Here is a 16949-nt window from a genome sequence, read left to right on the forward strand (position 1 = left end):
CCCAGACGCATGATGGTGCCTTTGCCGAATTGCTTTTCAATCTGGGCCAGGGCGGCTTGCAGGGCTTTGGACTTTTCGCTGTTGTCGTCGCTCATGAGAATCTCCTTGAATATCAATGGGTTGAGGCACCGGTTTCAACAGCGACGCGCTGTTTACTGGATGTGTGAACAGTACTGTAAACGACCTGTATAAACGTGTAAACCATATTTTTGGTCAGTTTGCCTTACCATATGAGGCCATGAACTCCATCCCTAATGCGGCCTTTCAAGTACCAGAAAACAGCCCCTCTGAGCGGCTGGAAATCCAAGACGACCGTTGGCGACAAAGCCATCTAGGTCGCCTTTTAGGTCATGCCATGCGGCGTTTTGACGAGCGTGTGCTGCACCTGATGGCGGTCAACGAGGGTGTACCGCTGGCCTTGGCCAATTTGGCTTCGCGTGACCAGATCAGCGCTGCGCATGTGCACATCACAAGGCATTTGGGGCTGAACGGCTCGCGATTGACCGATTTGGCTCGCGCAGCGGGCATGAGCAAACAGGCCATGGGTGATCTGGTGGACCAATGCACAGCTTGGGGTTTGGTGCAGCGCGGGCCGGACCCTTTGGATGCACGGGCACGGCTTGTGGTGTTCACGCCAGTTGGTTTGGCTTGGCTGCAGGCCTTCAAGGATGCGGTGGCCCAAGCGGAGGCCGAATTCCGTGATGCGGTAGGTAAAGATGTGGCCACGGTGGTTGCTTTGGGACTCGAGGCGTATGCCCATTGACACGAAGACCGCATTCAGCGGGGCGCAAGGCACATGCCTGACACTAGAATCAGACAGCGGGTGCACCCAGCCGAGTCAAAAGGCCCTGCGCCATAGCCACAACAACAGGAGACAGCCATGCGCATTCTGATAGCCGAAGACGACCAGGTGCTTGCGGACGGTTTGTTGCGCACTTTGCGCAGCGCAGGCGCCGCAGTGGACCACGTGGCCAGTGGCAGCGAGGCCGATGCGGCCTTGATGACCAACAGTGAATTCGATCTGCTGATTTTGGACCTTGGCTTGCCTAAAATGCACGGCCTTGAGGTCCTCAAGCGCTTGCGCGGCAGAGGCTCTGTGTTGCCTGTCTTGATCCTCACGGCCGCCGATAGCGTGGAAGAGCGTGTCAAGGGTTTGGATTACGGCGCCGATGATTACATGGCCAAACCCTTCAGCCTCCAAGAGCTCGAAGCCCGAGTTCGTGCGCTGACCCGCCGCGGCATGGGCGGTGCCACATCGCAAATCAAGCACGGCCCCTTGGTGTATGACCAATCTGGCCGTGTGGCCACCATCGACGGCAAGATGGTCGAGTTGTCGGCGCGCGAGCTGGGTCTGCTCGAAGTCTTGCTGCAACGCGCAGGGCGTTTGGTGAGCAAAGACCAGTTGGTCGAGCGCTTGTGCGAGTGGGGCGAAGAGGTCAGCAACAACGCGATTGAGGTGTACATCCATCGCTTGCGCAAGAAAATCGAGAAGGGTCCGATCCGCATTGCGACCGTGCGCGGCTTGGGTTATTGCCTCGAAAAAATTCCTGGCTGACCCCGCCCAGTGACGATGCTGCAGGTCATTTGAGCCATGAAGTCCAAGGGCTTGAACCTGCGGGTTTTCAAACGCGAGCAACGCTCGTTGTTCGGCGAAATCCTGGACTGGATGCTGACGCCCTTGCTGTTGCTTTGGCCGATCAGTTTGGCGCTGACCTGGTTGGTGGCGCAAGGCTTGGCCAACAAGCCGTTTGACCGGGCTTTGGTGCACAACGTGCATGCGTTGGCGCAGCAGGTCAAATTGGGGCCAGACAAAACAGTCGAATTCAATTTGCCCCAACCGGCCAGCGAACTGCTGCGCGCAGATGAGACCGATTTGGTTTACTACCAAGTGCGCGGTGCCCTCAATGAGCACTTGAGTGGTGAGCGTGACTTGCCGCTACCCCAACCCAATGAACCCAAGGGCAGCAGTTACGAGGTGCACATCCGCGACGATGAAATGCGGGGCCTGGAGGTGCGGGTGGCGTACACCTGGATACGGCTCGATGCCGAGGGCAATCGGCCCGCGCTGGTCCAGGTGGCCGAAACGCGTGAAAAGCGCTCGGTGTTGGCGGCTGAAATCATCAAGGGCGTGATGCTGCCCCAGTTCGCCTTGTTGCCGCTGGCCGTGCTTCTGGTTTGGCTGGCTTTGGTGCGTGGCATCAAGCCCTTGTCACAGTTGGAGGAGAGAATCCGCGCTCGCAAATCGGATGACCTGAGCCCCTTGGACGACAAGGCGGTGCCAATGGAGGTGGCGCCTTTGGTGGTGTCGGTGAATGACTTGCTGGAGCGGCTGAAGGACTCGATCGTCACGCAAAAAAGGTTTTTGGCCGATGCGGCCCATCAGCTCAAAACACCGTTGGCCGGATTGCGCATGCAGGCCGACTTGGCCCAGCGCTCGGGCTCTAGCGAAGACGATCTCAAAAAGTCCTTGCAGCAGATTGGACGTGCCAGTGTGCAGGCCACGCACACGGTGAACCAGTTGTTGTCATTGGCCCGCGCCGAAGGGGGCAGCAACCACCTGCCGCAACAGCGCTGTGACATGGCGGCCCTGAGCAGCGAGGTGTTGCAAGACTGCCTGCCCCGTGCCATGGACAAAGGTATTGACTTGGGCTATGAGGGTGTGGCGCCCGGTACCCGCGGCGCACAAGTTCAGGGCAACTTGACCTTGCTCAAAGAGATGCTGCGCAACTTGGTGGAAAACGCGGTCCACTACACCCCCAGTACACCAGAGCGGCAAGGGGTGATCACGCTCCGTGTGTTGGTGGATCCTTACAGCAAAGTCTTGGTGGTTCAGGTAGAAGACAACGGACCGGGCATTGCGCATCACGAACGGGACTTGGTGTTTCAGCCGTTTTTCAGGGCGCTGGGTACCAACGTAGATGGTTCTGGCTTGGGCTTGCCCATCGTCAAGGAGATTGCACAGCAACACGGCGCCACGGTCAGCATTGATGCCGCTATCGCCGGCGCACCCATGCCGGGGGCCTGTTTCACCGTGCGATTCGGCATGGCTTGAGGGACTGGCTTCTCAAGCTGGAGTGGCCATGTTGAGCTGTAAACGCTCGCGTGCTATGACCCGCGATACAGCAGGAGTAGCGGCTACTTTTTCCACAAAGCGCCATAAAGCGGGGTGTTCTTCTGCTGTGATGCCCGCAATCGTTCCCCAACGTGCCAGGGTCAGGGTGTAGGCATCCAGTGCGCCCAAGCGTTCGCCACCAAGCCAGTCTTGGCCTTGGTTTTCAGCGGCTTGCACCAAGGCCTGCAACTCACTGAGCATGCCTCGAAACAGCTGCGTGTTGTAAGGTTTGAGCGCCGCCTGCACTTCGGCTTGGTCCGAGAATTTTTGCGGCATGAAAATGTGTGTGAAGGTCGGGTGAACCGTGTTGTTCATCCAGGCCAAGGTGGACAAAGCGCGGGCGCGGGCCATGGGTTCGGTCGGCAAAAACCCCATGCTTGGGAACAGTTGATCCAAGTGCAGCACGATCGCCAAAATTTGTGTGACAGGCTGGCCTTCGTGCACCAGCACGGGCACTTGACCTCGCGGATTGATGGCTTTGTAGTCGGCGCTGTTTTGCTCGCCTTTGTGCAATTTCACCATGCTGGGCTCAAACTCGGCGCCGCTCAGCTCCAGCAGAACATGGGGCACAAAGGAACAGGCCCCAGGGGCAAAGTAAAGTTGTAATGACATGGTGGTGGTTCTCGGGTTGAATGGTCCTAGCGTGGTGCTGCATTTGGAACGCTTGGCGCAAGCACCGGTTGAATGGCTTCAGGGCGCAGTTGTTGCTGCAGCCGTTCAGGTTCTTGGGGCTGCTGAGGCCCCAGACCCAAGGGGGCCAGCGCATCCCATTGCCATGCCAGTGCAGCGGCGTTGAGCACCACCAAAAGGGCTAGCCAGTATTTCAACATGGTTCGGTGTCCAGTCAGATGAAAGGTCGTACGCTGATTTCGGCGCTGTGGATTTCTTGCGCGCCCAGCTCGGTTTGCAATCGTAACGCACCCCCGCGGCTGACACCCAAGGCAATCCCCTGCTGACCGTCGCTGGTGTGCACACGGCGGTCTTTCAGCACATCGCGCGCCTCGAAGCGCTTTTGCAGGGGTGCAAAGCCGGTGGTTTCAAAGGCCAACAACGCTTGAACCAAGGGAAAAGCCAGTTTGCCCAGTGCATCGGCTGCGGTGCAGCCTGGCCACAGCTCAGACAAGGCAGCAGGGGCTGTGCTCAAGCCTTCTGACGGGCGGGGGCGTATGTTCAGGCCCACGCCGACCACCACTTGGCTGCGCCCAGCCATGCTGGCTGCTTCAACCAATATGCCGCCGAGCTTGCGGTCTTCAAACCATAAATCATTGGGCCATTTCAGGCGCACATCGGGGTGCAAACTTTCGGCCAAACTCAGACCCACAGCCAAAGACAAGCCGGACCAATCTTGCGGGCTCAAAGCCAAGCTGATTGAAAAGGTGAGCGAATCACCCGGCTGGCTTTGCCAGACGCGTCCTTGGCGGCCACGTCCCGCAGTTTGGCGCTCGGCCACCAGCAAAGTGGCTTCGTGCTGTCCTGCCCGGGCCCTGCGCATGAGCTCGCTGTTGCTGGAGTCGATTTCGGGCAGCACCTCAACCGTGAAATCGGGCAGCAGGGGGTACACCTGCGTCCAGATCGTTTCGGCGGGCCATGGGTGAACCATGCTGACCAGTGGCATGACTCAGCGCTTTTTGGGGCTGGAGGCTTTGCCCGTTTTATCGGCCTTGACGGCCTTGGAGGCTTTTGGAGGGGTTTTGGCTTTGACCTTGTCTTTGGCTTTGGCCTTGGCCTTTGCTTTCTTTTGCTTGGGGGTCTTGGGTGTGTCTTTGCGCTCTTTGGGCGACAGCAAGGTGCCGCGGCAGTTGGCGCTGCCGCACCAGCAAGGGTATTCGGCTTTGAGCTTCTTGGTGTAAGGCTCGTCGATGATCAGGCCGTAGTCGTAGTTCAGCTCTTCACCGGCCGCAATGTTGCGAATCGCCTTGATGAAGATGCGGTCGTTGTCCTCGTCGGCTTCACAGTTGGGATCGCAGCTGTGGTTGATCCATCGCGATGAGTTGCCGCCGTGCAGCGCATCGATCACCCGGTCCTCGTTCACATGGAAGTAAAACGTGTGGTTGGGATCGTTGGGATCATGCGGGTGGCGGTCTTGCGCTTCATCCCAGCTGATGACCTCACCCACGTATTCGATCAGGGTCTCGCCCTCGGTGATGTCTTGTAAAGCGAAGACACCTTTGCCATGCACGCCTGAGCGGCGGGTCTGGATGCGTTTGCCAGACGCACAAGCAATTCGGTGACTGGGGGAGGAAACAGGGGTTTTGGCCACGACGTCAAAAAATTTGTTATGGTGAATTCATGTGGGCGCGTGCGTGAGCGCGTGCCCGGGCGCGTGCGCACACGCGAGACAACGGATTGTAATGACATGAAGACACTGGTAATTGCAGAGAAGCCTTCAGTGGCCCAAGACATCGTGAAGGCCTTGACCCCGACCTCGGGCAAGTTCGAGAAACACGACGACCATTTTGAAAACGACCGCTATGTCGTGACCAGTGCGGTGGGCCATCTGGTGGAGATCCAAGCCCCCGAGCAGTACGACGTCAAGCGCGGCAAGTGGAGCTTTGCCAACTTGCCCGTGATCCCGCCCCACTTTGACTTGAAGCCTGTGGACAAAACCAAGAGCCGCCTCTCTGCGGTGGTCAAGCAGGCCAAGCGCAAAGATGTGAATGCCCTCATCAACGCCTGTGACGCGGGCCGCGAGGGTGAATTGATCTTCCGCCTGATTGAGCAGTACGCCGGTGGTACCAAGACCCTGGACAAACCCGTGCAGCGCCTGTGGCTGCAGTCCATGACGCCGCAGGCCATTCGAGATGGCTTTGACAACCTGCGCAGCAACACCCAGATGCAGGGCCTGGCCGATGCCGCCCGCAGCCGCTCGGAGGCCGATTGGCTGGTCGGTATCAATGGCACGCGTGCCATGACCGCGTTCAACTCGCGCGATGGCGGCTTCTTCTTGACCACTGTGGGCCGGGTGCAAACGCCCACGCTGGCCGTGGTGGTGGAGCGCGAAGAGCAAATCCGCAAGTTCATCAGCCGCGACTATTGGGAAATCCATGCCGAGTTCAGCGCCGCCGCAGGCACCTATGCCGGCAAGTGGTTTGACCCGAATTGGAAGAAGGAAGAAGACGCTGAAAAGAAGGCCGACCGAAAGTGGACGGCCCTTGAGGCGCAAGCCATTGTCGATGCCGTGCGTGGCAAAACGGCCACCGTGACCGAAGAGGCCACGCCCACCACGCAAGCCAGCCCCGGCCTGTTTGACTTGACCAGCTTGCAGCGCGAGGCCAACGGCAAGTTTGGCTTCTCAGCCAAGACCACGCTGGCGCTGGCCCAAAGCCTGTACGAACGCCACAAGGCCCTCACCTATCCACGTACCGACTCGCGTCACCTGCCCGAAGACTACGTGCCCGTGGCCAAGCAAACCTTTGAAATGCTGGCCGACAGCGGCATGCGCCACCTCGCCCCGCACGCGCTCACGGCGCTGAACAACAACTACGTGCGCAAGATGCCACGCGTGTTCGACAACAAAAAGGTGTCGGACCACTTTGCCATCATCCCCACACTGCAAGCGCCCAGCGGCTTGTCTGAGGCCGAGCAAAAGCTCTATGACCTGGTGGTGCGCCGCTTTATGGCGGTGTTTTTCCCCAGCGCCGAGTACCAAGTTACGACCCGCATCAGCTTAGCTGCAGGCCACAGCTTCAAGACCGTGGGCAAGGTGTTGGTCAAACCGGGTTGGTTGGCCATTTACGGCAAAGAAGCCGCAGCCGAAGTGGAAGACGCCAAAGACGGTGACAAGGGCCAGAACCTGGTGCCGGTACAGCCGGATGAACAGGTCGGGGTCGACTCGGTTGAAGCCAAGGGCCTCAAAACCCGTCCTCCGGCCCGCTACTCAGAAGCCACGCTTTTGGGTGCCATGGAGGGCGCGGGCAAATTGGTGGACGACGACGAGCTGCGCGAAGCGATGCAGGAAAAAGGCCTGGGCACACCCGCCACCCGCGCCGCCATCATCGAAGGTCTGCTGAACGAAAAATACATGCTGCGCGAGGGCCGCGAGATGATTCCAACGGCCAAGGCTTTCCAGCTCATGACGTTGCTTCGCGGCTTGCAGGTGGAAGAGCTGTCCAAGCCCGAACTCACGGGCGAGTGGGAATACAAGCTTGCGCAAATGGAGCAAGGCAAACTCAGCCGCGCTACCTTCATGGCCGAGATTGCGGCCATGACCGAGCACATCGTCAAGAAAGCCAAAGAGTACGACCGCGACACCGTGCCCGGTGACTACGCGACGCTCAGCACGCCTTGCCCCAATTGCGGCGGCGTGGTCAAAGAAAACTACAGACGCTATACCTGCAATGGGGCTGACGGCGCCAGCGACGGCTGTGGTTTCTCTTTTGGCAAGTCACCCGCAGGCCGAACCTTTGAGCCGGCCGAAGTCGAACAGTTCATGCAGGACAAGAAAATTGGACCGCTTGATGGTTTCCGCTCCAAAGCTGGGTGGCCGTTCGTGGCGGAGATGGCGCTGAAATACAACGAAGAAGAGAAGAACTGGAAGCTGGAGTTCGATTTCGGTGACGACAAGAAAAACGAAGAAAGCGGTGAGATTGTCGAGTTCAGTGATGAATCGCTGGGCGCATGCCCCAAGTGCGGCAGCGCGGTACACGAGCACGGCAGCAACTACGTGTGCAGCAAAGCCGTACCGACAAACGAGCAACCCACGCCCAGTTGCGACTTCAAGAGCGGCAAGATCATCTTGCAGCAACCGGTGGAGCGTGAGCAGGTGACCAAGCTGCTGGCCACCGGCAAGACCGATTTGCTCGACAAGTTCATCAGCAACCGCACGCGTCGCCCCTTCAAAGCCATGCTGGCTTGGAACCCCGAAGAGGGCAAAGTGACTTTCGAGTTTGAGCAGCGCGAAGGCGCAAAGAAGTACCCGCCACGCAAGACGGCGGCCAAAAAGACGCCGTTTGGCAAAGTGGCCGTGAAGAAGGCCGTTGCCAAAACCACGTCAGCCAAAACGCCCGCGGCTAAAAAAGCGGCCAAAACTGCCGTACCCAAAGCGCCCCGCAAGGCCGCAGTGGGGACGCTTAAACCCAGCCCAGCTTTGATGGCGGTGATTGGAGATGGTGCCTATGCCCGCACCGAGGTGGTCAAGAAAATCTGGGATTACATCAAGGCCAACAACTTGCAGGACCCGGCAGATAAGCGCTCGATCAAGGCCGACGGAAAGTTGCAAGCCGTATTTGGCAAAGACCAAGCCACGATGTTTGAGTTGGCAGGGATCATCGGCAAGCACCTGAGCTGAGGGGCTCAGCCCCTCAGGGTGCGTGCAACACCAGTTTCACGGGCAAAGCGTCCAGCAGGGGCTTGAGCGCCGCCCAGGCATCGGCAGGCGTGGCGCGGGCGTCCACCGCCACCAGTGCATCGCCTGTTGCCTGCACTTGCGGCCATTGCGCGGGTGCAAGCTGTAAGGGTGCCATCGCGTTTTGGATCAGTTTCTGCACCACGGCCGCTGTGGCTGAGGTGCGCAATTCGGGTTTGTAAATTTTGCCCACGTTGGTCACGGGCATGGCGTTGAGCACCGTGATCGATTTGGGTTTGGCGGGGCCTTCGTCCACACGTTCGGCTGTGAAGGCGAGCAACTCGGCTTCGGTCACCTGGCTGCCGGGTTTGAGGGTGGCAAAGGCCACAGGCACCTCGCCTGCGTAGGCATCTGGCGCACCGACAGCCGCGCACAAGGCCACCTGCGGATGCGCACCCAAGGCGTCTTCAATCACCTTCGGGTCAATGTTGTGACCACTGCGGATGATCAGGTCCTTGGCGCGGCCCGACAGGTGCAGGCGGCCCTGCGTGTCGATGAAGCCCACATCGCCCGTGATGAGCCAGCCGTCCGGCGTGAAGCTGCGTGCTGTCTCTGCGGCATCCAGATAGCCGGAGAACAAATTCGGTCCTTGGTAAAGCACCATGCCTTTTTCTCCAGCGGGCAGGGTGTGCGTTGTGGCCTGGTCATCGCTGCTCAGCGCCACGATGCGCACACGCGCATGCGGCAAAGGCCAACCCACGCAGCCAGCGGGCGCGCTTAAGGCCGGCGGGGCCACGGTGCTCAGACCGGCGGTTTCGGTCATGCCCAAGCTCTCGTTGATGTGCAAACCGAAGGCTTGTTCAAAGCGTTGCGCCAACTCTGGCGGCAGCGGTGCCGCGCCTGTGCGCACAGCACGCAGGGTGGAGATGTCGGCCCCCTGCAGCGGCACGTCCGCGAGGGCAGCCAGCACCGTGGGCACCCCCGACATCAGTGTGCAGCGGTGGTGGGCCACCAGCCGCCAATAGTTTTGCACCACCTCTCGGTTGCGAAACAAAGCCTCGGTCGGAATGATCACATGCATGCCGACTGCCAGCGAACACAAGGCGCCGGGCAGTACACCCGCCACATGGAAGAGCGGGTAGCCGTTGATCGTCACATCGCTCGAGCGAAAGCCCTGCATGTTGGCATTGGCCCAAGCTGTAAAAACCTGTGCGCCATGGCTGTGTCTGGCCAGTTTGGGGGCTCCGGTGGTGCCGCCCGTGTGAAAGTATGCCGCGATGTCTTCGGGCTGAAAAACACGTTGGCTGACCAGGTGGTCGGCCACTTGCGAGCTGCGCAAGGCGTGGAAGTCGTGGGCTCCAGCAGGCAGTGCGTTCCCATCTTGAAGTGGACCTCCGTCCGGTTGGACCAGCAACACCGTCTTCAAGCTGGGCAACTGGGTTTGCAGCCGCAAGGCTTTCGCCCTGAGTCGGCTGTCGTCTTCGACGCCATGCGCGATCAGCACTTTGGCTTGGCTGGCTTGCAGCAGCGACAACAGTTTCTCTTCGCTGAGCAAGGGGTTGAGCGGCTGCACAATGCCTGCGGCTTCGCCCCCCCAAAGGGCCAGGTGGTAGGCCAAGCCGCCGGGCAACAGAACGCCCACAGGGTCTTGAGGGCCCACACCCAGATGGTGCAACAAATTGGCCGTTTGGTGGATGCCTTGCAGCAAGCTGCGGTAGGTCCAAGTGGTGGACGCTCCGCCGGGTTGGCCCGTGTGCAAAAAGCTCAGCGCGGGCTGGCCGGCATGAACCTGGGCACTGGTATGGATCAGGTCATAGGTGCTGGCCCAGGGCATGGCGTCGGCCAACGGCGTGGCCTCGATGCGGTAAATGTCGGCCAAACTTTGAACAGGATATGAAACAGTCAGGTGCATGACCGATGTTAGCCGCCCTCTGCGGCTGTTTTGTCTCGCAAGTGGCAAGCGGGCGCTTTTCAACCCGCTGGTCATGTCACCATGCAGACTTTGCCGCCACCATTCAGGGATCACCGATGCACGATGCCAGCGCCCTACCCACTTTTGAAGACGTCTTGGCCGCCGCCGCGCGGCTGCAAGGACATGCCCTCCGAACGCCAGTGCTGCAATCGCGCACGCTCAACGCGCAGTTGGGCGCCCAGGTCTTCATCAAGTGCGAAAACTTTCAGCGCATGGGGGCCTTCAAGTTCCGCGGCGGCTTCAATGCCCTGTCACGGCTGACACCTGCCGAGCGCCAAGCCGGGGTGGTGGCTTATTCATCGGGCAATCACGCCCAGGCCGTGGCCTTGTCGGCGCAAATTTTGGACATCCCGGCCACCATCGTCATGCCGCACGACGCCTCACCCGCCAAGCTGGCGGCCACACGCGGCTATGGCGCGCAAGTGGTGGGTTACGACCGCTACACAGACGATGCATTGGCCATTGCAAAAGGCCTGGCCGCCGAGCACGGCATGCGCTTTATTCCGCCGTTTGACCATCCGGACGTGCTGAGCGGCCAAGGCACAGCGGCGTTGGAGTTGTTTCAGGAAGTGGGCGAGCTCGATGCCTTGTTCGTGTGCTTGGGCGGTGGCGGCCTGCTCAGCGGCAGCGCCCTGTCGGCCAAGGCCCTGTCCCCAGCCTGCAAGATTTACGGCGTGGAGCCCGAAGCGGGCAACGATGTGCAGCAGTCCTTGCAACAGGGCCAGCGGGTGCGCATCGCGACCCCGGTGACGATCGCCGATGGCGCGCAAACGCCCATGGTCGGCGAAATCACCTTCGAGATCATTCGCCGCCTGGTGGACGCTGTGCACACCGTGACCGATGCGCAACTTGTGCAGGCCATGCGCTTTTATGCCGAACGCATGAAGATGGTGGTCGAGCCCACGGGTTGTTTGTCACTGGCAGCGGCCATTCAGGCCAGCGAGCAGCTTCAAGGTCAGCGCGTGGGTGTCATCGTGAGCGGCGGCAACGTGGATTTGAGCCGCTTTGCGCAGTTGCTCAGCCAAGGCTGAAACCAGGCCTTCGGCCGGCACAGGCCAGCACCGCCGCATTGCGGTCGGTGCGGTCAAGCCTTGGACCAAGGGCATCGGCTTGCGCGCTTTGGCAGCTCAGTCGTTTGTCAGAAGTTGACTCAAATCGATTTGACGGCACATGCCCATCACTTGGGCCGAACTGTTGACCTGAAACTTTTGGTAGATGGTGGCGCGGTGTTTTTTGGCTGTATTGGGCTGAATGCCTGCGATCTGAGCGATGTCCGTGTTGGTTTTCCCTTCTGCAATCAGCATGAAAATTTCCTGTTCGCGCTTGGAAAGGCTTTCAAACAATCGTCGCAGCTCATTGGCCTTCACCCGTTCAATGTGTCTTTGCCGATCCAGTGCCAGAGCCTTGTCGATTGAGGCGCACAACTTGTCGCGCTTGAAGGGTTTGAGCAGGAAGTCAACCGCCCCAAGCCTGAAGGCCTCGATGATTTCATTTTTGTCGCTTTCACCGCTGATGTAGACCACCGGGGGTCTTCTGTTCAGCGTTTCCAGGCGGGCTTGCAGGTCCAGACCACTCAGGCTAGGCATTCTCATGTCCAAAAGCAACACGGCGGGAGAAATGTCCAATGCGCGGTCCAAATACGCTTGTGCATTGTCAAATGTGTCCACCGTGTAGCCCAGCATGGTCAGCGTGTCGCTGAGGTAAAAGCGGATATCGGGGTTGTCGTCAACCAAAAAGATATGGCCTAGCCGTTGTTCCATGTTGACAGTATGCCGAGGCACGCCGGCAGAGACGAAATCCCCTTGGGCAAGGGGTTATGCGTCTGACCACCAGTTGTGCCGCCGTCACTGGGCTTTGCATGAGGCAGGTAAGTACTTGGTGGGCAGTCCGTTGGTTGCGGCAGGCCCACATCGCCAGCTGGCAACAGGTTTGCCGCCATCGGTACTGCCGTTGACCGCGGTGGTGCCTGCTTGCAACGGTGTCAGTGAAAGGCTGTTGGCCGATGCCGAGGTGCTGCCCCGCAAAGCTTGGTGGTTGCCCACCACGGTGATCACGCCATTGGCGTCAACCCCGATGCTGGTGACGTATTTGCTGGTTTGGGTATCGCACGCTCTGGACAAGCTGGCTGATACATCAGCCTCAGAGGCTGAGCCAATGGCTTCGTTGACGGCAGTTTTACAGCCACTGGTGGCCAAAAGCATCTCTGAAACTTTGGCCCTGATGCTGTAGTCTTGGTACGCCGGAAGCGCCAAGGCACCCAAAATCCCAATGATCGCAATGACGATCATCAGCTCAATCAATGTCAAACCCTGTTGCCTTTTTTGCATGGCATTTCTCCCTTAAGAATGGGCATTGATGGTAATCCATTCAATACCCAAATTCCATAAGGTCAAATGGGAGCCGAAGCTCCCAAAGGATCAAGCGGAGCGCACTGGACGCCCTTTGAGGGTCAGGTGGCTTCTTGTGCCGTGCGACGGGCCATGATGATCTTGCCAGCGGCCAGAACCAACAAAGCACCTGCCAAGCCCAAACCGTAGCCCCAGATCTTGTCTTGAGGGATGTACTCGACCAAGCCTGGGTCAGTTTGGATCATGGTGCCGGCAATCCAACCCAAGAGCATGCCGCCCGCAACGATGATGGCCGGAAAGCGGTCCATCAACTTGAGCACCAACTGGCTGCCCCAAACAATGATCGGGATGCTGACCAGCAAGCCAAAGATGACCAAAGGCATTTGGTGATCGGGGTTGCCAGAGGTTTGGGCGGCGCCTGCGATGGCGATCACGTTGTCCACGCTCATGACCAAGTCGGCAATGATGACGGTTTTGACCGCGCCCCAGAGCTTGTCGCTGCCCTGGATATTGCTGTGGTCGTCATCGGCATCGGGGGTCAGCAGTTTCACACCAATCCAGATGAGCAAAAGCGCGCCCACAAATTTGAGGAACGGAATCGCCAACAATGTGAGCGCAAAAAAGATCAGGATGACCCGCAAGATGATGGCACCTGCTGTGCCCCACAGGATGCCTTGTCTGCGCTGGTGCTCGGGCAACTGACGGCAAGCCAGGGCGATCACGACGGCGTTGTCGCCGCCCAGCAGGATGTCGATCATGATGATCTGGGCGACAGCAACCCAGAACGTAGCGGTCAGAAATTCTTCCACGGTGGTCCTTTTGCCCGTTGGAGCGGGCGCTTATATGCAAAAAAATAAAGCCGGATTTTCCCTCAGAAAATCCGGCTTATCTATTGTGGCAAACCACATCCCTGCCAAAAGCAGGTCATTTTGGTACAGAAGAAACGTTTTATTTCAGCTGAGCTTTGAGCAACTTGCCCAATTCAGATGGGTTGCGTGTGACGATGAAGCCGCACTCTTCCATGATGGCCAGTTTGGCATCGGCCGTGTCGGCGCCGCCAGAGATCAAAGCACCTGCATGGCCCATGCGCTTGCCGGGAGGGGCCGTCACACCGGCGATGAAGCCCACAATCGGCTTCTTCATGTTGGCTTTGCACCACTGAGCAGCTTCGGCTTCGTCCGGACCGCCGATTTCACCGATCATGATGACCGCGTCGGTGTCGGGATCGTCGTTGAACGCCTTCATCACGTCGATGTGCTTCAAGCCATTGATCGGGTCGCCACCGATGCCGACGGCGCTGGACTGGCCGAGACCCACTTCGGTCAACATCGCCACGGCTTCATAGGTCAAAGTGCCCGAACGCGACACCACGCCAATGCGGCCTTTGCGGTGGATGTGACCGGGCATGATGCCAATCTTGATTTCTTCAGGGGTGATGAGGCCTGGGCAGTTGGGGCCCAGCAACAACGTGCGCTTGCCGCCAGCGGCTTCTTTGGCTTTCATCTTGTTGCGCACTTCCAGCATGTCCTTGACCGGAATGCCTTCGGTGATGCAAATGGCCAAGTCGAGGTCGGCTTCGACGGCCTCCCAGATCGCAGCGGCTGCGCCCGCTGGTGGCACATAAATCACCGACACGGTGGCGCCTGTGTTCTGAGCCGCTTCTTTGACAGATGCGTAGATCGGGATATCAAAGATGGACTCGCCGGCCTTCTTGGGATTCACGCCTGCGACAAAGCAGTTTTTGCCGTTCGCGTATTCCTGGCACTTCTCCGTGTGGAATTGACCGGTTTTGCCGGTGATGCCTTGGGTGATGACTTTGGTGTCTTTGTTGATGTAGATCGACATATTTGTTCCTAATCAGTTGGGGGCAGCGCTGAAAATCTGTCCCGCAAAGTTAATCAGTTGGGGACAGAGCTGAAGATCTGTCCCACAAAGACATTTATTTCACAGCGGCCACAATGGCGGTTGCGGCTTCGGCCATGGTGTCGGCCGAGATGATGGGCAGACCGGATTCGGCCAGCATTTTCCGGCCCAACTCATCGTTGGTGCCCTTCATGCGCACGACCAAAGGCACGGACAGGTTCACGGCCTTGCAGGCAGTGATCACACCGGTGGCGATGGTGTCGCACTTCATGATGCCGCCGAAGATGTTGACCAAAATGCCTTTGACATTCTTGTTGGCCAGCATGATCTTGAAGGCTTCAGTGACTTTCTCAGCCGTTGCGCCGCCGCCCACATCCAGGAAGTTCGCGGGCTCGCCGCCGAACAACTTGATGGTGTCCATGGTGGCCATGGCCAGGCCAGCGCCGTTGACCAAGCAACCGATGTTGCCGTCCAAGCTGATGTAGGCCAAATCGAATTTGGAAGCTTCGACTTCGGCGGGATCTTCTTCGTCCAAGTCGCGGTAAGCCACGATGTCCGGATGACGGAACAAGGCGTTGGCGTCAAAGTTGAACTTCGCGTCCAAGGCCATCACTTGGCCTTTGCTGTCGCGGTTCAGTGGGTTGATTTCGACCAACGAAGCGTCGGTGTCCATGTAGCACTGGTACAGCTTCTTGAAGATGTCCACCGCTTGCGCTGTGGAGTCAGCAGGCATGCCAATCGCGTCAGAAATCTTCTTGGCTTGCGCGTCACCCAGACCGGTCAAGGGGTCGATGAACTCGGTGATGATTTTTTCGGGAGTGGAGTGGGCCACTTCTTCGATGTCCATGCCGCCTTCGCTGGACGCGATGAAAGCGATCTTCTGTGTGGCGCGGTCGGTGACCACGGACACGTAATATTCTTTGTGGATGTCAGCGCCGTCTTCAATGTAGAGGCGACGCACTTTTTGGCCTTCGGGACCTGTTTGGTGTGTCTTGAGCTGCATGCCCAAGATCTCGCCAGCGATGCGCTTGACGTCTTCAATGGTCTTGGCCACTTTGACGCCGCCGCCTTTGCCACGCCCACCGGCGTGGATTTGTGCTTTGACGACCCAAATCGGGCCGCCCAGTTTTTGAGCGGCTTCTACCGCCTCTTGAACCGTGAAAGCTGGAATGCCACGGGGAACGGGCACACCGAATTGACGCAAGATTTCCTTGCCTTGGTACTCGTGAATCTTCATGAGGTCTTCTCTCAGAGGGGTGGGTAATTTCGGCCGGTCCGCTGGGGCCTTTCATTGCAAGAAAGACCAGCCAGCATGCGCTGGACACTGCAGACAGCGACTGTATCATGCTGCAATGCACCAATCCTGAGCCACTCGTCTTACGTTGACTTGACGTTGTGAGTTCGATTTCCAGTGAAAGTAATACCCATGGCCAAAATTTTCATCGACGGCGAAGCCGGCACCACCGGTTTGCAAATTCGCGATCGATTGGCGCAGATGCCGCATCTGGAGTTGCTCAGCATTGACCCTTCTCGCCGTAAAGATCCCGAGGCCAAGCGCGAGCTGATGGCTGCTGCCGATTTGGTGGTGCTGTGCCTGCACGACGATGCGGCGATCGAGTCGGTGGCCATGATCGACAGTCTGCCGGGCGCCAAGCCACGGATCGTGGACGCTTCTACGGCCCACCGTTGCCACCCCGATTGGGTGTTCGGCTTTCCAGAATTGGCCGCAGATCAGGCCGCTGCCGTGCGCCAAGCGCAGCGGGTGGCCAACCCCGGCTGCTACGCCACGGGTGCGATTGCAATTTTGCGCCCTTTGATCGAGGCAGGCCTATTGGCCTCTGATTTCCCGGTCTGCTTGCCCTCAGTGAGTGGTTACTCTGGTGGTGGCCGCACCATGATTGAGGACTATGAGGCGGGCAAGGCCCCATTGTTTGAAGCCTACGCATTGGGTTTGCAGCACAAACACATCCCCGAAATCATGCGCTACACCGGTCTGATCTGCCGGCCTTTGTTTGTCCCCGCGGTGGGCAACTTCCGCCAAGGCATGCTGGTGCAACTGCCCCTGCACCTGGACACTTTGCCGGGCAAACCGACGGGCGCAGACCTGCACGAAGCTTTGCGTTCGCATTACGCGGCCAGCCGTGCCGAAGGCGGCTGGGTGAGCGTAGAGCCTCCCACCGACAACCTGAAGCTGGACGCCACGGCTCTCAATGACACGAACAAGCTGGAAATTCGTGTGTTCGCCAACGAGGCCGTCCGCCAGGCTGTGGTGATTGCCCGCCTGGACAATCTGGGCAAAGGTGCCAGCGGTGCAGCGGTGCAGAACATCCAGCTGATGCTGGGTGTGTGATTGCTCCAGCTTGTCGGCCA

At 58.9% G+C, this 16949-nt stretch carries 16 protein-coding genes; 6 read left to right on the plus strand and 10 right to left on the minus strand.

The features are described from left to right. The first annotated feature begins 238 nt into the window (after window positions 1-238). The 3 genes from Q1M54_RS13745 to Q1M54_RS13755 all read left to right on the plus strand — a co-directional run bounded on the left by Q1M54_RS13745 (window position 239) and on the right by Q1M54_RS13755 (window position 3052). Window positions 239-763 (plus strand): helix-turn-helix domain-containing protein, encoded by a 525-nt coding sequence (locus Q1M54_RS13745; RefSeq protein ID WP_300558237.1) that lies wholly within the window; start codon window positions 239-241, stop codon window positions 761-763. Between the two features lie 117 nt (window positions 764-880). After that, on the plus strand, window positions 881-1555 hold the full coding sequence (locus Q1M54_RS13750; RefSeq protein ID WP_300558240.1) for a response regulator transcription factor: 675 nt from the start codon (window positions 881-883) through the stop codon (window positions 1553-1555). Window positions 1556-1591: 36 nt separating this feature from the next. Then, complete coding sequence (locus Q1M54_RS13755; protein WP_300558243.1) at window positions 1592-3052, plus strand: sensor histidine kinase; 1461 nt, start codon at window positions 1592-1594, stop codon at window positions 3050-3052. A 12-nt stretch (window positions 3053-3064) separates the two neighbouring features. On the opposite strand, the gene Q1M54_RS13760 is transcribed toward Q1M54_RS13755, so the two are convergent. The 4 genes from Q1M54_RS13760 to Q1M54_RS13775 are packed head-to-tail and all read right to left on the minus strand — an operon-like array spanning window position 3065 to window position 5372. Continuing rightward, complete coding sequence (locus Q1M54_RS13760) at window positions 3065-3724, minus strand: glutathione S-transferase family protein (protein ID WP_300558246.1); 660 nt, start codon at window positions 3722-3724, stop codon at window positions 3065-3067. A gap of 26 nt (window positions 3725-3750) precedes the next feature. Then, a complete protein-coding gene (locus Q1M54_RS13765) occupies window positions 3751-3942 on the minus strand; it encodes a hypothetical protein (protein ID WP_300558249.1) in 192 nt (63 codons plus the stop codon). A 14-nt stretch (window positions 3943-3956) separates the two neighbouring features. Continuing rightward, window positions 3957-4727 carry a biotin--[acetyl-CoA-carboxylase] ligase gene (locus Q1M54_RS13770; protein ID WP_300558252.1) on the minus strand — a complete coding sequence of 257 codons (771 nt, stop codon included), beginning with the start codon at window positions 4725-4727 and terminating at the stop codon, window positions 3957-3959. Between the two features lie 3 nt (window positions 4728-4730). Further along, window positions 4731-5372: an SET domain-containing protein-lysine N-methyltransferase gene (locus Q1M54_RS13775; protein WP_300558254.1), complete on the minus strand. Its 642-nt coding sequence runs from the start codon at window positions 5370-5372 to the stop codon at window positions 4731-4733. A 96-nt stretch (window positions 5373-5468) separates the two neighbouring features. On the opposite strand from Q1M54_RS13775, the gene Q1M54_RS13780 reads away from it, so the two are divergent. Next, window positions 5469-8399, plus strand: a complete 2931-nt coding sequence (locus Q1M54_RS13780; RefSeq protein WP_300558257.1) for a DNA topoisomerase III — start codon at window positions 5469-5471, stop codon at window positions 8397-8399. Between the two features lie 13 nt (window positions 8400-8412). Here Q1M54_RS13780 and Q1M54_RS13785 read toward each other — a convergent pair whose 3' ends face one another. After that, window positions 8413-10308 (minus strand): acyl-CoA synthetase, encoded by a 1896-nt coding sequence (locus Q1M54_RS13785; RefSeq protein WP_300558260.1) that lies wholly within the window; start codon window positions 10306-10308, stop codon window positions 8413-8415. 116 nt (window positions 10309-10424) lie between these two features. On the opposite strand from Q1M54_RS13785, the gene Q1M54_RS13790 reads away from it, so the two are divergent. Beyond that, window positions 10425-11399 carry a threo-3-hydroxy-L-aspartate ammonia-lyase gene (locus tag Q1M54_RS13790; protein ID WP_300558263.1) on the plus strand — a complete coding sequence of 325 codons (975 nt, stop codon included), beginning with the start codon at window positions 10425-10427 and terminating at the stop codon, window positions 11397-11399. A 96-nt stretch (window positions 11400-11495) separates the two neighbouring features. On the opposite strand, the gene Q1M54_RS13795 is transcribed toward Q1M54_RS13790, so the two are convergent. The 5 genes from Q1M54_RS13795 to sucC all read right to left on the minus strand — a co-directional run bounded on the left by Q1M54_RS13795 (window position 11496) and on the right by sucC (window position 15816). Next, the gene (locus Q1M54_RS13795; protein WP_300558266.1) at window positions 11496-12128 is read right to left on the minus strand and encodes a response regulator; all 633 of its coding nucleotides are present in this window, start codon (window positions 12126-12128) and stop codon (window positions 11496-11498) included. 84 nt (window positions 12129-12212) lie between these two features. Then, on the minus strand, window positions 12213-12695 hold the full coding sequence (locus tag Q1M54_RS13800; protein ID WP_300558269.1) for a pilin: 483 nt from the start codon (window positions 12693-12695) through the stop codon (window positions 12213-12215). A 122-nt stretch (window positions 12696-12817) separates the two neighbouring features. Then, window positions 12818-13525, minus strand: coding sequence for a TerC family protein (locus Q1M54_RS13805; RefSeq protein WP_300558272.1), 708 nt, complete (start codon window positions 13523-13525; stop codon window positions 12818-12820). 139 nt (window positions 13526-13664) lie between these two features. Beyond that, the gene (gene sucD / locus Q1M54_RS13810; RefSeq protein WP_300558275.1) at window positions 13665-14561 is read right to left on the minus strand and encodes a succinate--CoA ligase subunit alpha; all 897 of its coding nucleotides are present in this window, start codon (window positions 14559-14561) and stop codon (window positions 13665-13667) included. 94 nt (window positions 14562-14655) lie between these two features. After that, on the minus strand, window positions 14656-15816 hold the full coding sequence (gene sucC / locus Q1M54_RS13815; protein ID WP_300558277.1) for an ADP-forming succinate--CoA ligase subunit beta: 1161 nt from the start codon (window positions 15814-15816) through the stop codon (window positions 14656-14658). A gap of 189 nt (window positions 15817-16005) precedes the next feature. On the opposite strand from sucC, the gene argC reads away from it, so the two are divergent. Further along, window positions 16006-16929: an N-acetyl-gamma-glutamyl-phosphate reductase gene (argC, locus tag Q1M54_RS13820; RefSeq protein ID WP_300558279.1), complete on the plus strand. Its 924-nt coding sequence runs from the start codon at window positions 16006-16008 to the stop codon at window positions 16927-16929. The last annotated feature ends 20 nt before the right edge of the window (window positions 16930-16949 follow it).

Origin of the sequence: Limnohabitans sp. Rim8, from assembly GCF_943326455.1 — a bacterium.
Lineage (GTDB): Bacteria > Pseudomonadota > Gammaproteobacteria > Burkholderiales > Burkholderiaceae_C > Limnohabitans_A.

Bases quoted from the DNA above. Each gene is read 5' to 3' on its own strand.
- Q1M54_RS13800 (WP_300558269.1), bottom strand. From the start codon at position 12,695: ATGCAAAAAAGGCAACAGGGTTTGACATTGATTGAGCTGATGATCGTC.
- Q1M54_RS13760 (WP_300558246.1), bottom strand. From the start codon at position 3,724: ATGTCATTACAACTTTACTTTGCCCCTGGGGCCTGTTCCTTTGTGCCC.
- Q1M54_RS13790 (WP_300558263.1), top strand. From the start codon at position 10,425: ATGCACGATGCCAGCGCCCTACCCACTTTTGAAGACGTCTTGGCCGCC.
- Q1M54_RS13795 (WP_300558266.1), bottom strand. From the start codon at position 12,128: ATGGAACAACGGCTAGGCCATATCTTTTTGGTTGACGACAACCCCGAT.
- Q1M54_RS13770 (WP_300558252.1), bottom strand. From the start codon at position 4,727: ATGCCACTGGTCAGCATGGTTCACCCATGGCCCGCCGAAACGATCTGG.
- sucD (WP_300558275.1), bottom strand. From the start codon at position 14,561: ATGTCGATCTACATCAACAAAGACACCAAAGTCATCACCCAAGGCATC.
- Q1M54_RS13745 (WP_300558237.1), top strand. From the start codon at position 239: ATGAACTCCATCCCTAATGCGGCCTTTCAAGTACCAGAAAACAGCCCC.
- argC (WP_300558279.1), top strand. From the start codon at position 16,006: ATGGCCAAAATTTTCATCGACGGCGAAGCCGGCACCACCGGTTTGCAA.
- Q1M54_RS13755 (WP_300558243.1), top strand. From the start codon at position 1,592: ATGAAGTCCAAGGGCTTGAACCTGCGGGTTTTCAAACGCGAGCAACGC.
- Q1M54_RS13765 (WP_300558249.1), bottom strand. From the start codon at position 3,942: ATGTTGAAATACTGGCTAGCCCTTTTGGTGGTGCTCAACGCCGCTGCA.
- Q1M54_RS13750 (WP_300558240.1), top strand. From the start codon at position 881: ATGCGCATTCTGATAGCCGAAGACGACCAGGTGCTTGCGGACGGTTTG.
- sucC (WP_300558277.1), bottom strand. From the start codon at position 15,816: ATGAAGATTCACGAGTACCAAGGCAAGGAAATCTTGCGTCAATTCGGT.
- Q1M54_RS13780 (WP_300558257.1), top strand. From the start codon at position 5,469: ATGAAGACACTGGTAATTGCAGAGAAGCCTTCAGTGGCCCAAGACATC.
- Q1M54_RS13785 (WP_300558260.1), bottom strand. From the start codon at position 10,308: ATGCACCTGACTGTTTCATATCCTGTTCAAAGTTTGGCCGACATTTAC.